This window comes from Macromonas nakdongensis, assembly GCF_002837145.1.
In the GTDB taxonomy this organism is placed as follows: domain Bacteria; phylum Pseudomonadota; class Gammaproteobacteria; order Burkholderiales; family Burkholderiaceae_C; genus Macromonas_B; species Macromonas_B nakdongensis.
In genome coordinates this window covers 1-13,882 of record NZ_NWMV01000015.1, presented here as the reverse complement: position 1 = coordinate 13,882, position 13,882 = coordinate 1, and the positions used below count along the sequence as shown (strand labels likewise).

The 13,882-nt window shown below is 69.0% G+C and carries 12 protein-coding genes; 9 read left to right on the top strand and 3 right to left on the bottom strand.

What is annotated here, in order from left to right:
- Nucleotides 1-81: 81 nt before the first annotated feature.
- The 4 genes from CON77_RS02550 to CON77_RS02535 all read left to right on the top strand — a co-directional run bounded on the left by CON77_RS02550 (nt 82) and on the right by CON77_RS02535 (nt 4,888).
- Complete coding sequence (locus CON77_RS02550; RefSeq protein ID WP_101047576.1) at nt 82-642, top strand: outer membrane protein assembly factor BamE; 561 nt, start codon at nt 82-84, stop codon at nt 640-642.
- Nucleotides 643-652: 10 nt separating this feature from the next.
- Nucleotides 653-1,462, top strand: coding sequence for a 4-hydroxy-tetrahydrodipicolinate reductase (gene dapB / locus CON77_RS02545; RefSeq protein WP_101047526.1), 810 nt, complete (start codon nt 653-655; stop codon nt 1,460-1,462).
- An 86-nt stretch (nt 1,463-1,548) separates the two neighbouring features.
- Complete coding sequence (locus CON77_RS02540) at nt 1,549-4,362, top strand: leucine--tRNA ligase (protein ID WP_101047524.1); 2,814 nt, start codon at nt 1,549-1,551, stop codon at nt 4,360-4,362.
- Between the two features lie 4 nt (nt 4,363-4,366).
- Complete coding sequence (locus tag CON77_RS02535) at nt 4,367-4,888, top strand: LPS-assembly lipoprotein LptE (protein WP_101047522.1); 522 nt, start codon at nt 4,367-4,369, stop codon at nt 4,886-4,888.
- Here the strand turns inward: CON77_RS02535 and CON77_RS02530 are convergent.
- On the bottom strand, nt 4,875-5,171 hold the full coding sequence (locus CON77_RS02530) for a DUF2917 domain-containing protein (protein WP_101047521.1): 297 nt from the start codon (nt 5,169-5,171) through the stop codon (nt 4,875-4,877). The genes CON77_RS02535 and CON77_RS02530 overlap by 14 nt on opposite strands.
- Nucleotides 5,172-5,363: 192 nt before the next feature.
- Between CON77_RS02530 and CON77_RS02525 the strand changes: the two genes are divergently transcribed.
- Nucleotides 5,364-6,851, top strand: a complete 1,488-nt coding sequence (locus tag CON77_RS02525; protein ID WP_101047519.1) for an aminotransferase-like domain-containing protein — start codon at nt 5,364-5,366, stop codon at nt 6,849-6,851.
- A 12-nt stretch (nt 6,852-6,863) separates the two neighbouring features.
- Here the strand turns inward: CON77_RS02525 and rocF are convergent, their stop codons facing one another.
- On the bottom strand, nt 6,864-7,805 hold the full coding sequence (gene rocF, locus CON77_RS02520; protein ID WP_101047518.1) for an arginase: 942 nt from the start codon (nt 7,803-7,805) through the stop codon (nt 6,864-6,866).
- A 38-nt stretch (nt 7,806-7,843) separates the two neighbouring features.
- Here rocF and CON77_RS02515 point away from each other — a divergent pair, with 38 nt between their 5' ends.
- The 3 genes from CON77_RS02515 (at nt 7,844) to CON77_RS02505 (ending at nt 11,125) form a co-directional block, all read left to right on the top strand.
- Nucleotides 7,844-8,635 (top strand): MBL fold metallo-hydrolase, encoded by a 792-nt coding sequence (locus tag CON77_RS02515; protein ID WP_101047516.1) that lies wholly within the window; start codon nt 7,844-7,846, stop codon nt 8,633-8,635.
- A 62-nt stretch (nt 8,636-8,697) separates the two neighbouring features.
- Nucleotides 8,698-10,521 carry a glutaminase A gene (gene glsA / locus CON77_RS02510; RefSeq protein ID WP_101047514.1) on the top strand — a complete coding sequence of 608 codons (1,824 nt, stop codon included), beginning with the start codon at nt 8,698-8,700 and terminating at the stop codon, nt 10,519-10,521.
- Nucleotides 10,522-10,663: 142 nt separating this feature from the next.
- Entirely contained in the window at nt 10,664-11,125 is a 462-nt protein-coding gene (locus CON77_RS02505; RefSeq protein WP_101047512.1) for a FecR family protein, read from the top strand.
- Nucleotides 11,126-11,155: 30 nt separating this feature from the next.
- Here CON77_RS02505 and CON77_RS02500 read toward each other — a convergent pair whose 3' ends face one another.
- The gene (locus CON77_RS02500; RefSeq protein WP_101047510.1) at nt 11,156-13,114 is read right to left on the bottom strand and encodes a TolC family outer membrane protein; all 1,959 of its coding nucleotides are present in this window, start codon (nt 13,112-13,114) and stop codon (nt 11,156-11,158) included.
- A 176-nt stretch (nt 13,115-13,290) separates the two neighbouring features.
- Between CON77_RS02500 and CON77_RS02495 the strand changes: the two genes are divergently transcribed.
- Nucleotides 13,291-13,882: CHASE2 domain-containing protein (locus CON77_RS02495; protein WP_157826824.1), on the top strand; the 592-nt coding region annotated here is incomplete at its 3' end.

The following is a 13,882-nucleotide window of genomic DNA, read 5'->3' as shown; positions in this document are numbered from 1 at the left end:
GGGCGACGGCTACAATGGACCGAATGATATAACCTCGCGCCGCGTTCTGCGTGCGCCCGTTCCCAAGACCGCTACGCCATGATGTCCCTCCTCCTTCCGACGCGTGCCCGCCGGGCCGGCGTGCTTGCGCTGACCCTGTCGGCCGCGGCCCTCGCCGGTTGCTCCAGTCTGGGCGAGACGGTTTCGTCCATGAGCACCCTGGGCGGCCTGATCACCCCCTACAAGATCGACATCCTGCAGGGCAACGTGGTGGTGCGCGAGCAGGTGCAGGCCCTGCAGACGGGCATGAGCCGCGAGCAGGTCCGCGGCATTCTGGGCACCCCGCTGGTGGCCAGCGTGTTCCACGCCAACCGCTGGGACTACGTGTTCACCTTCAAACGCCAGGGCCAGGCAGAGCAGATGCGCAAGGTGGCGGTGTTTTTCGAGGGCGACACCCTGGCCAAGGTCGAGGCCGATGAGCTGCCGTCCGAAGAGGAATTCGTGGCTTCGCTGGACGTGCGCCGCACCAGCGCTCAGCCGCCCGTGCTGGAAGCCACCGAGGAACAGCTCAAGGCCTTCCGCGACAAGAACCCGGCCCCCGCCACTGCCCCGGCCCCGGCCGCACCGTCCAACACCAGCTACCCCCCGCTGGAAACCCGCTGACCTCCGCGCCATGAGCACCACCCCCCACCGCGTCTGCATCGCAGGCGCCAGCGGCCGCATGGGCCGCATGCTGATCGAAGCCGTGCAAAACGCCGACGACTGCGCGCTCAGCGGCGCGCTCGACCAGGCCAGCAGCCCCGCGCTGGGCCAGGACGCGGCCCTGTTCATGGGCCAGCGCAGCGGCGTGGCGATCGCGTCCGACCTGGGCACCCTGGCGGGCAGCCAGTACCTGATCGACTTCACCCGCCCCGAAGGCACGATGGAGCACCTGCGCGCCTGCGTGCGGCACGGCGTGAAGCTGGTCATCGGCACCACCGGTTTCAGCGACGAACAGAAGGCCGAGATCGCCGAGGCCTCGAAGCACATCGCCATCATGATGGCGCCCAACATGAGCGTGGGCGTCAACGTGACGCTGAAGCTGTTGGAGATGGCCGCCAAGGCGCTCAACACCGGCTACGACATCGAAATCGTCGAAGCCCACCACCGCCACAAAGTGGACGCGCCCAGCGGCACCGCGCTGAAGATGGGCGAGGTGATCGCCGACGCCCTGGGCCGCGACCTGAAAGACTGCGCCGTGTACGAGCGCTATGGTCACACCGGCGAGCGCGACCCCGGCACCATCGGCTTTGCCACCGTGCGCGGCGGCGACGTGGTGGGCGACCACACCGTCATGTTCCTGGGCACCGGCGACCGCATCGAGATCAGCCACAAGTCCAGCAGCCGCGCCACCTACGCCCAAGGCAGCCTGCGCGCGGTGCGTTTCCTGGCCAGCCAGCCCCACGGCCTGTTCGACATGTTCGACGTGCTGGGCCTGCGCTGAGCGCGTCGGCCCATCACCCGCAGCAACCGATCATTCGGGTCGCTTTTCCTCCCGAATTGCCGTCTTTTTCAGGCAACCGACGAGCCATGCAAGACAAATACAGCCACACCGACGTGGAGCGCGCCGCGCACGCCCACTGGACCGCCCGCGACGCCTACCGTGTGAACGAACACGCCACCGACGCGCAAGGCAAGCCCAAGCCCAAGTTCTACGCCTGCTCCATGCTGCCCTACCCCAGCGGCAAGCTGCACATGGGCCACGTGCGCAACTACACCATCAACGACATGCTCACGCGCCAGCTTCGCATGCAGGGCCACAACGTCCTCATGCCCATGGGCTGGGACGCCTTCGGCCTGCCGGCCGAGAACGCCGCACTGAAGAACAAGGTGCCGCCGGCGCAGTGGACGTACAGCAACATCGCTTACATGAAGCAGCAGATGCAGGCCATGGGCCTGGCCATCGATTGGTCGCGTGAAGTGGCCACCTGCTCGCCCGAGTATTACAAGTGGAACCAGTGGCTGTTCCTGAAGATGCTGGAAAAGGGCATCGCCTACCGCAAGACCCAGGTGGTGAACTGGGACCCGGTGGACCAGACCGTGCTGGCCAACGAACAGGTGATCGACGGGCGCGGCTGGCGCACCGGGGCGCCGGTGGAAAAGCGCGAAATTCCGGGTTATTACCTGAACATCACCGCTTATGCGGATGAGTTGCTGCAACACGTGCAGCTGGGCAACGAGCAGGCCACACTGGACGGCTGGCCCGACAAGGTGCGCCTGATGCAGGAAAACTGGATCGGCAAGAGCGAAGGCGTGCGCTTCGCGTTCACGCACCAGATCGCCGGACACGACGGCAATTTGATCGGTGATGGGCGCTTGTACGTGTTCACCACCCGCGCCGACACCATCATGGGCGTGACCTTCGCGGCGGTGGCGGCGGAGCACCCGCTGGCGGCCCACGCGGCCGAGAAGAATCCGGCCTTGCAGGCTTTTATTGAGGAATGCAAGACCGGCGGCACGACCGAGGCCGAACTGGCCACGCAAGAGAAAAAGGGCATGCCCACCGGGCTGACGGTGACGCACCCGCTGACCGGCGCCGAAGTGCCGGTGTGGGTGGGCAACTACGTGCTCATATCGTACGGCGATGGCGCGGTGATGGGGGTGCCGGCGCACGACGAGCGCGACTTTGCCTTTGCGCTGAAGTACGGCCTGCCGATCCAGCAGGTGGTGGGCGTCGTTCCGGAAGGGACGGCCACACCATCGGGCACGCCGGGCGCCTCATGCTGCGAGCAGAAATCGTCGCCCGGCGCACCCGACGCTGCGGCCTGTTGTGTGTTCGATGCCACCCGCTGGCAAGACTGGTACGCAGACAAGACCGGCTCACTGGTGTGCGTGAACTCCGGCGTGCTGAATGGCTTGAGCTACAAAGCCGCCGTGAACAAGGTCGCTGAACTGCTGGCCGCCCAAGGCCTGGGCGAGAAGAAAACCACCTTCCGCCTGCGCGACTGGGGCGTCAGCCGCCAGCGCTACTGGGGCACGCCCATCCCCATCATCCACTGCCCGCAGCACGGCTCGGTGCCGGTGCCGGAAAAGGACCTGCCGGTGGTGCTGCCGGAAGATTGCGTGCCGGACGGCTCGGGCAACCCGCTGCTCAAGCACGAAGGTTTCCACGCCGGCGTGACCTGCCCGATCTGCGGTGCGGCGGCGCGGCGCGAGACCGACACCATGGACACCTTCGTGGACTCGTCCTGGTACTTCATGCGCTACTGCGACCCCACCAACGCCGACGCGATGGTGGCCGAAGGCGCGCAGTACTGGATGCCGATGGACCAGTACATCGGTGGCATCGAGCACGCCATCCTGCACCTGCTGTATGCGCGTTTCTGGACCAAGGTGATGCGTGACCTCGGCCTGGTGCAGGTGGACGAGCCGTTCAAGAAGCTGCTCACGCAGGGCATGGTGCTCAACCACATTTACAGCCGCCGCACCGCCAAGGGCGGCAAGGACTACTTCTGGCCGCACGACGTGGAGCATGTGCTGGACGAGGCCGGCAAGGTGGTGGGGGCGAAGCTGAAGAACGCGGCCGAAAGTGGCGACGGCCTGCTGCCCGTGGGCACGCCGATCGACTACGAGGGCGTGGGCACCATGTCCAAGTCCAAGAACAATGGCGTGGACCCGCAGGACCTGATCGAGAAGTACGGCGCCGACACCGCGCGCCTGTACACCATGTTCACCGCGCCGCCCGAGGCCACGCTGGAGTGGAACGACGCCGCCGTGGAAGGCAGCTACCGCTTCCTGCGCCGGGTCTGGAATTTTGGCGTGAAGCTGGGCCAGAACGACTGGAGCCAGGCCACCGCCGCGGTGGCCAATGCCGCCCAGTTGAACGACGTGGCCTTTGGCAAGGAAGCCAAGGCGCTGCGCCGCGAGATCCACACCGTGCTCAAGCAGGTGGACTACGACTACCAGCGCATGCAGTACAACACCGTGGTGTCGGGCTGCATGAAGATGCTCAACGCGCTGGAGGACTTCAAGGCCACCGACGCCGACGGCGCACAGGTGGCGCTGATCGAAGGTTTCGGTATCCTGCTGCGCAGTCTGTACCCGGCCACACCGCACATCGCCCACACGCTGTGGAGCGAGTTGGGCTACGCCAACGAACTGGGCGACCTGCTGGACGCCGCCTGGCCCCAGGTGGACCCGGCCGCGCTGGTGCAGGACGAGATCGAACTCATGCTGCAGATCAACGGCAAACTGCGCGGGTCCATTCTGGTGCCGGCCGGCGCCGACAAGGCCGCCATCGAAGCCGCTGCGCTGGCCAACGAAGCGGTGCAGAAGCAGGCCGAAGGCGCGGCACCCAAAAAGGTGGTGGTGGTGCCGGGCCGCCTGGTCAACGTGGTGTTGTGACGTCATGGATACGCCGCGCCGCACCTTCCTGGCCCTGAGCGCCCTGCCCCTGTTGCAGGCCTGCGGTTTCCGCCTGCGTGGCAGCGGCGTGCGCATGGCCTTCGAGCGCCTGCGCCTGGTGGCGCCGGCCGAAACCGCCCTGGTCGCCGACCTGGGCGCCTTGCTGCAAGCCAGTGGGGTCCAGGTGCAGGGGCTGGCGGACAGCCGCCAGGACCCGACGGTGCCGGCAGCGCCCGACGTGGTGCTGACCGTGCTGCAAGACCAGCGCGAACGCGTGGTGGTGGGCACCACCGCCGCCGGTCAGGTGCGCGAACTGCAACTGCGCCAGCGCTTGCGCTTCCAGCTGCGCACCCCGGCGGGCAAGGAGCTGATCGCGTCCACCGAGTTGCTGCAGGAGCGCGAACTCAGCTTCACCGAAACCCAGGTGCTGGGCAAGGAAATGGAAGAAGAGCTGCTCTACACCGACATGCAGCAAGCCGTGGTGCGCCAGCTCATGACGCGCCTGGCCGCCATCAAGGGCTTGTGAGCCGACGGCCCAGCACGGGCCAGGCGGGTGTGGCCCGCACCGCGCTGGGCGCTGGCGCCGGTCCGACGGTGTAACGTGCCGGCCCGGCGTCGGCCTGCACCACGGTCCGGCCCGGGCCCAGCACCCAGGTCTGGCCGGCGCTGACGAAGCGGTCGTCCGGCTGCCCCGATTGCGTCAGCCACAGGCGCCCGGCCAGCACCCGCAGCACCTGGCCCGGTGCGGTCGCCAGGGTCAGGGCCTGGTCGGCGGGCAAGCGGTGGACGGGGGTGTCGTGGCGGTTCATGGGGCACTCCTGTGGACGTGGTGGGGATGGCTCCACTGTGCCGCCTACCCCCGCCGCCGAACAGACACAGCCCCGCACAAAGTGCCGCGTGCAGCGGCCGGGGGCCGGGCTTCTGTGTGGGCCGATCCGGAGGCGATCTGTACCGGTAGGCGGTGCCCCAACATCGGTGCCCTCCGGCACAATGGCCCCACCATGCTGAGCGCCGACACGTCCGCCCCCGCGACCCCGCCCCTGTACGCCCAGATCGCGCAGCGCGTGGCGCGGCTGATCGACGGCGAGGTCTTCAAGACCGGCCAGCGCCTGCCCTCGGTGCGCGACCTGGCGGCGCAGAACGGGGTGTCGGTGTCCACCGCGGTGCAGGCCTTCCAGTGGCTGGAAGAGCGGCACCTGGTGACGGCGCGGCCCAAGGCCGGTTACTTCGTGGCGCCGCGTGGCAAGGGCCCGGCGCTGCCGGCGGTGAGCCGCCCGCCGCGGCACAGCCTGCTGGTGCAGCGCAACAGCCGCACCGAAACCATCGCGGTGTTCCAGCCGCAACAGGGCGAGGTGACCTTTGGCGCGGGCTACCCCGTGTCCAAGCCGGTCAGCTTCGGTGGCGCCTGCCCGAAAGACCCGGTGTTTTTCGACGAAGACCGGGTGCGCGTGGCCCTGGCCCGGGCCACCCGGGTGCACCGGCTCAGCCTGATCGAGTACACCGACTCCCCTGGCACGCCCGCGCTGCGCGAGGCGGTGGCGCGCCGCGCCATGCACCTGGGCTGCCAGCTGGCGGCGGACGACCTCATCATCACCACCAGCTGCATCCACGCGGTGGGCCTGTGCCTGCGCGCGGTGACGCAGCCGGGCGACGTGGTCGCGCTGGAGTCGCCCACCCACTTCGGCTTTTTGGACCTGCTCGAATCGCTCAGCCTGCGGGTGCTGGAGATCCCGACCCACCCCAAGCACGGCCTGTCGCTGGCGGCGCTGCAGCTGGCGCTGGACACCCAGCCGGTGAAGGCGGTGCTGTCGGTGCCGACGCTGTCCAACCCGCTGGGCGCGGTGATGAAGCACGCCGACAAGCGCGCCCTGGTGCAGTTGCTGGCGGCGCGGCAGATCCCGCTGATCGAGGACGTGGTGTTCAACGACCTGCTGGCCTCGGACGAGCGGCGCAAGGCGGCCAAGGCCTTCGACACCGAGGGCGGCGTCATGGTCTGCGGTTCATTCTCCAAGACCGTGGCGCCGGGTGTGCGCCTGGGCTGGGTGGAGGCCGGGCGCTGGAAGGACCGGGTGACCACGCTCAAGCGGGTGCAGGGCGGCCCCACCAACGTGGTGCTGGAACAGGCCCTGGCCGATCTGCTGTCGCAAGGCGGCTATGAGGGGCGCATGCGCCGTCTGAGCGCGCTGATGAAGGAGCGCCTGCGCGAGGCGCGCGGGCTGATCAACCGCGACTTTCCACGCGGCACCCGGGTCAGCGATCCCTCGGCCGGCTACACGCTGTGGGTGGAACTGCCCGACCCGCTGGACGCGATGGCGCTGTTCCAGCGCTGCGTGGCCGAAGGCATCACCTTCGGGCCGGGGGCGTTGTTCACCGCCACCGACCGCTTCAGCCACTGCCTGCGGCTGAGCTTCGCCGGCGCCTGGACCGACGTGGAACGCCAGGCCCTGGCCCGCATCGGGGCGCTGGCACGGCAGTTGGGCAACGCCTGAGCCGGGCGGTCTTCAGCCGCGCCGCATCAGGGTGCTCTTGCCGAACAGGCTTTCGATCAGGTCCACCGCCAACAGCGCGGTCTGGTTGCGCACGTCCAGCGCGGGGTTGAGTTCCATCACGTCCAGGCTGGCCAGGCGGCCGGTGTCGGCGATCATCTCCATGCACAGCTGCGCTTCGCGGTAGGTGGGGCCGCCGGGCACGGTGGTGCCCACGCCGGGGGCGATGCCGGGGTCGAGAAAATCCACGTCGAAGCTGACGTGCAGGTGGGTGTCGCCGTCGAGCCCGCTCAGGGCCAGTGCCATGGTTTGGCGCATGCCGACCTCGTCGATGTGGCGCATGTCGAACACCTCCAGCCCCTGCGCGTGAACGAAGCGTTTTTCACCCGGGTCCACGCTGCGGATGCCGATTTGCCGCACCTCGGCCGGCGACAGCGCGGGGCTGTGGCCGGCCAGGCCGGTCAGGGCCTCGGGGCCGAAGCCGCACAGGCACGCCACCGGCATGCCGTGCAGGTTGCCGCTGGGCGTGAGCGCCGAGGTGTTGAAGTCGGCGTGCGCGTCCAGCCAGAGCACGCGCAGACGCCGGCCTTGGGCGCGGCAATGGCGCGCCACCGCGGCGATCGAGCCCATGGCCAGGCAGTGGTCGCCGCCCAGCAGGATGGGCAGGTGCCCTTGCACCAGTTCGGCGTGCACCGCATCGTGCACGGCCCGGTTCCAGGCGGCCACCTCGTCCAGGTGGCGGTAGCCCCGCTGCGGTGCCTGCCAGGGGTTGGCCGGGCCCGCCAGGTTGCCGCGGTCGAGCACGCGCCGGTCGTGGCCTTGCAAGGCCTGTTGCAGGCCCGCCACACGCAATGCCTCCGGCCCCATCGAGGCGCCGCGCACCCCGGCCCCGACATCGGTGGGCGCCCCGATCAGCGCGACCGGGGCGCTGGAAGGCGATTCAATATTGGGTACCATGGGGCACATTTAATCACCTCCGTCGTTGGGGCTGCTGCATGCAGATCAAAATTCTGGGCTGCTCGGGTGCGATTGCGCAACACGCGCGAACCACGTCGTTCCTGGTGGACGAACGCATCCTGGTGGATGCGGGCACCGGGGTCGGGGACCTGACGGTCGAGGAGATGCTGCGCATCGAGCACGTCTTCATCACCCACGCCCACCTGGACCACATCGCCGCCCTGCCGCTGATGCTGGACACCATCGCCGGCAGCATGCGCCGGCCGCTGGTGGCCCACGCCCTGCCGGAAACCATTGCGGCGCTGAAGGCCCATGTGTTCAACCACACGATCTGGCCCGATTTTTCTGCCCTGCCCTCGGTCGAGGCCCCGTTCCTGCGCTTCGAGCCCTTGCAGGTGGGCGAGGTGGTGCACGTCGCGCAACACCGGGTCGAGGTGCTGCCGGCGCAGCACACCGTGCCGGCCGTGGGCTACGCGGTGGACACGCCGGTTGGCCAGTGGGTGTTCACCGGCGACACCTGTGGCACCCCTGCGTTCTGGGCGCGCATCAACCAGATGAAGCAGCTGGCCATGCTGGTGATCGAAACCGCTTTCAGCGAAAAGGAGCGGGGCTTGGCACAGCGCAGCCAGCACCTCTGCCCCAGCCTGCTGGCGCAAGAGTTGGCCCAGCTCGACGCCCGCCACCAGTGGGTGCCGATCGGCATCACCCACACCAAGCCGGTGGAGCACATGCTGATCGAGGCCGAACTGCGCGCCCTGGGTCTGGAGGAACGCCACCGCCTGCTGTGGCTTGAGGCTGGGCAGACCTTCGACCTGCGCGCCCCGGCCTAGCCCGGCGCTGGCACAGGACGTGCTTCGATCGGGTCTTCTTGTCAAGATCCGGGACCCCTTCCATGCAATCCCCCATTCTGGCGGCCTTGGAGCGCCTGCACGCCCAGTTGGCCGACGAACGCGGCGGGGCGCTGGCCAGTTACATCCCCGAACTGTCCAAGGTCGATCCCGACGGTTTTGCCATCTGCCTGGTCACGGCCGACGGCGTGGCCTACAGCGTGGGCGATGCGCAGCAGGCCTTCACCATCCAGTCGATCTCCAAGGCCTTTGTCTATGCCACCGCCTTGGCCGACCGGGGCGCGGAGTTCGTGTCGCAGAAAGTGGGGGTGGAGCCCAGCGGCGACGCCTTCAATTCCATCAGCCTGCATCCCCAAACCGGTGCGCCGCTCAACCCCATGATCAACGCCGGTGCCATCGCCACCACCAGTTTGGTGAACGGCACCACGGTCGAGGCGCAGTGGGCCCGCATCCAGGGCGCGCTGTCGGCCTTTGCCGGGCGCGACCTGCCGCTGGACGATCAGGTCTACCGCTCCGAGAGCGAGACCGGCTACCGCAACCGCGGCATCGCCTGGATGCTGAAGAACTTCGGCATTGTCGAAGGCGACCCCATGGCCTCGCTGGAAAACTATTTCCGCCAATGCTCGCTGCTGGTCACCTGCCAGGACCTGGCCTGCATGGCCGCCACGCTGGCCAATGGCGGCGTCAACCCGGTGACGCAAGAGCGCGCGGTGCCGCCGGAGTACGTGGAGCGCGTGCTCAGCGTGATGGCGACCTGCGGCATGTACGACTTTGCCGGCAGCTGGCTGACCGACGTCGGCATGCCGGCCAAGAGCGGGGTGGGCGGTGGCATCGTCGCGGTGCTGCCGGGGCGCTTTGGCATTGCCGTGTACTCCCCGCGGCTGGACGCCAAGGGCAACAGCGTGCGCGGCATCGAGGTCTGCAAACGCCTGTCGCGCGACTTCAACCTGAACGTGTTTTCGCGCACCAACGACCCGCGCATGGCCCTGGGCCGCATCTACACCGCGGCCGACGCGCCCTCGCGCCGGCAACCCACGCCCAGCGTCCGCGCGCACCTGCAGCAGCAGGCCCACCGCATCAAGTACCTGTGCCTGCACGGCTTCCTGGCGGTGGACGGCATGGAGCACGTGATCCGGGAGATGCTGGCCCTGGCGCCCGAGACGCACAGCTTCATCCTGGACATGCACCGCGTCGATGGCCTGACCGACAGCGCCGCGCGCCTGCTCAACCAGACCCGCCTGGGCCTGGCCCAGGATGGCGTGGCGGTGGTGTTCTCACGCATCCACCAGCGTCCGCAGATCAGCGGTCCCTTGCGCAAGTCTGCCGGCCGGGAGGACCACGGCTTCTTGAGCTTCGAGGACAACGACCTGGCCGTGGAGTGGTGCGAGCACCGCCTGATGGCCGAGTCGGACCACCAGGTGCCGGCGTCCGCCACCCTGGCCGACGGCCCCCTGTTCCAGGGCCTGCCCGCACCCCTGCTGGCCGAACTGGAGGCCGTGGCGCGCTGCGTGGAACACCCCGCCGGCACCCAGATCCTGCACAGCGGCCAGGCCAGCGATGGTCAGATCTTCTTCGTCGAGGCCGGCCAGGTCAGCGTGCTGGTGCCGCTGGACGACGGTGCCCACCAGCGCATCTCGACCCTGAGCCCTGGCATGGTGTTCGGCGAAATGGTGCTGCTGGGCCAGACCACGCGCAGCGCTTCGGTGTTCGCCGACACCGCCGTGCGCCTGCGCGTGCTGGGGGCCGAGCAGTTGCAGGTCATCGGCGCGCGCGAACCGGTGCTGAACATCGTGCTGCTGGAAAACCTGGCCCGGGACATGGCGCAGAAACTGCGTGGCTCCACCCAGTGGATCGCGGCGCTGGCCTGAGTCCGTGCGGCACAGCCCGGTCTGGTCGGCCCCCAACAGACGGGCGGTGCTTCCGGAGGGCAGAGAAATTTGTTATTCTGATAAAAGTACCGCCTTCTGCTGGGTGGTGTCGTTGTCCCATTTCCCTGCAAGGAGCCCTGTCATGAACCCCAAACTCTGGACCGCCGCGTGGTTGCTGTGTTCGGGCTGGGCGCTGGCGGCCGAACCGCCGATCGGCTACGTCAAAACCGTCAAAGGCCAGGCCTTCGTGGCCAGCAGCAGCCAACGCCAGGCGGCCGTGGTCGGGGCCCCGGTGTTCCAGGGCAACCGCCTGATCACCGGTCCCCAAGGCAGCCTGGGGGTGACCTTCAAGGACGACACCGTGATGTCCTTCGGCCCCGACACGGAGCTGGTGGTGGACGAATACCTGTACGCCCCGCGCGAAGGCAAGCTCAAACTGGGCACCCGGCTCAGCAAGGGCACGCTGAATTACGTGTCGGGCGCGATCGCCAAGCTCAAGCCCGAAGCGGTGAGCGTGACCACGCCAACCGGCACCATCGGCGTGCGTGGCACGCACTTCGTGGTGAAAGTGGACGCCGGTCCGACCGCCGTGGCCGGCCGTTGACGCCGTCTGGCCGACGGCAGCGCGGCCGTTTCAGCGCACCGTCACCAGCACACGCCGGTTGCGTGCTTCGCCGGTTTGCGGCGGGGTGGGCACGGCCAGGTTCTTGGCGCCGTGGCTTTCCACGGCGATCACCACATTCTTGAAGCCGCTGCGGCGGATCATCGCTTCCACCGCCTTGGCGCGGCGCAGCGCCAGCGCGTCGTTCAGCCGGTCGTTGCTGACGGTGTCGGTGTGGCCGGCCAGGGTGATGTCCACCGCCGGGCGGCGGCGCAGGCTGGCCAGGACCTTGTCCCACTCGCCGCGGCTGTCGCGGCTCAGGCGGGTGCTGCCCTGGTCGAACAGCAAAGTGAATTTTTCCGGCAGGGCTGGGGCCGCCTGGAGCGCGGCGCCGAAATCGCGCTGGACTTCGCCGTCGCTGACGGCCGAGGGCGCCTGGTGGCCTTGCAGGGGGGTGCCGGTGCCGGCCTGGTGGAGTTCCTGCTGCCCCCCGGTGCCACTGACGGAAACGCGGCCCACGCTGCCGTCGGCGTTGGGCAGCAGCACGACGTAGGACCCGCGCCCGGTCGGGCGGGGAATGTCCAGCCCGGCCTTGATGCGCGCCAGCGAGTCCATGAAGGTCACGGGCACGGCACAGTGGGCCGAGGGGTCGTGCTCGTCGCCGTCCAGGCCCAGGGCCTGGGGTGTGGGGCGGTCGGCGGCTTGCGCGCCCAGTTGCGCCACCAGGCCGCCCATGGCGGCGAGGGTGCGCGCTTCGGCGGCGAGCTGGTCGTAACGGGCGTTGAGGTAGTTGCGCTGGCTCTCGAAGTACTCGGTCTGGGTGTCGAGCAGGTCGAGCAGGGTGCGCTGGCCGAGGTCGAACTGTTGGCGGAAGGCGGTGCGGGTCTTGTCCACCGCCAGGCGCTGCTCGTCGAGCAGGCGGCGCTGTTCTTCGAGGGTGTAGCTGTCCTTGTAGGCGACCGACAGGGTTTGGCCGACTTCGCGGCAGGTCTGCTCGAACTGGGCCTGCGCGCGCGCGGCCAGGGCGGTGGCCTGGGTGCGGCGGGCCACGTCGGCCCCACCGCGATACAGGTTCTGTTCCAGCACCACTTCGGCCACCTGGTCGCGGGCGTGGCCGGCGACGCCGTCGCGGTTCTTGTCGCGTTCGGTGGACACGCGCAACTCCACCCGGGGCAGGAAGGCGGCTTGGCGCCCGTCCACCGCTTCCTGGCGGGCGCGCAGGTTCTGCCAGGCGGCGCGCAGACTGGGGTTGTGCCGCAGGCCGTCGCGCAGGGCGGTTTCGGCATTGGTGGGCATAGCAGCCAGGTGCGCGGTTTCGGGCCAGGCCGGCAGCTGCGCGGGTGGGAGGGTGCCCACCAGGCGCTGGTAGCGCACCGCGGCGTTGTTCAGGGCGGTGGTTTCGTCCGTCAGCTCTGACTCCGCCAGGGCCAGGCGGCCCAGGGCCTGTTCCAGGTCGGAGCGGCGGGCCACGGCGGCGTTGCTGCGCTCCTGCAGCATGTCGCTGGTGCGCCGGTGTTCGGCGTAATGCTCGGTGGCCAGGGCCACCCGTTCGCGGTGGCGCAGCAGGTCGAGGTAGGCCTGGGTCACCTGCAGGGCGATGGTTTCGCCGGCGGCGGTGAGGTCGTAGTAGCTGCGCAGGCGGTCCACGCCGGCTTCGCGGATGGCGCTGCCGGCCACACCGCCGTCGAACAGCAGTTGGGTCAGGCGGAGATCGCTGCCGCGGATGGGAAAGGTGCCCAGGTCCTGGCCGGGAGTGTGGCGGTGCTGTTGGCCCACGTTGGCGGTCAGATCGACCTGGGGCCGCCACGCCGCCCGGGCCACGTCCACGCCGTCTTCGGTGGCGCGGAAGGCCTTCCAGCGCTCCTGCACGTCGGGGCTGGCCAGCACCGCGGTCCGGGCCGCGTCCACCAGGGGGACGGGCAAGGTTTGTGCATGGCCCAGCGCGTGGGCCACCAGGCCGGCGAGCACGGACAGCTTCAAATGCATGTTCATGGTGAAACACCTTGGCAAGTGAGGGGCTGTGGTGGCACCACGGCCGGGATGTAACAAAATCTGTCGAACTTCATTCTATCGACGATGATGAAAATGAAAAGTCGTTTCGTGCAACTGTTCCCCACCGGGCGGGGCGGCGGCACCCCGCAGGTCCCGGCAGGCACGCCGAGCCGACGATGAAAAAGTGGTCCCTCAACGCCGTGGCGGTGCTGTTGTCGGCGGTGGCGGTCGGCCTGGGCCTGTTGCTGCTGGTGACCGACCCCTTGTTCATGCAAACTTTGCGCCACCAGGGTTACGACCAGTACCAGCGCTGGCAGCCCCGGGTTTACGAAGCGGTGCCGGTGCGCATCGTTGACATCGACGAGGCCAGCCTGGCGCAGGTGGGCCAGTGGCCGTGGCCGCGCACCCGCATCGCCGAACTGGTGCAGCGCCTGAGCGATGCCGGGGCCGCCGCCATCGGTTTTGACGTGGTGTTCGCCGAGGCCGACCGCACCTCGCCCGACGCGGTGGTGGACCTGTGGCCCCTGCCCGCCGCGGTGCGCCAGAGCCTGTTGCGCCTGCCGCAGCACGACGCGGTGCTGGCCGACACCCTGGCGGGGAAAGACGTGGTGCTGGGCTTTGCCGTGCAGCGCGACCGCCAACCCGCGGCACCACAGCGCCGGCCCAGTGCGCCCTATCGCTACGTCTGGGTGGGTGAGGCCGTGCCCCAGGCACTGCACGGCTTCCACACCGCGGTGCCGGCGTTGCCGGCGCTGGACCGGGCCGCCG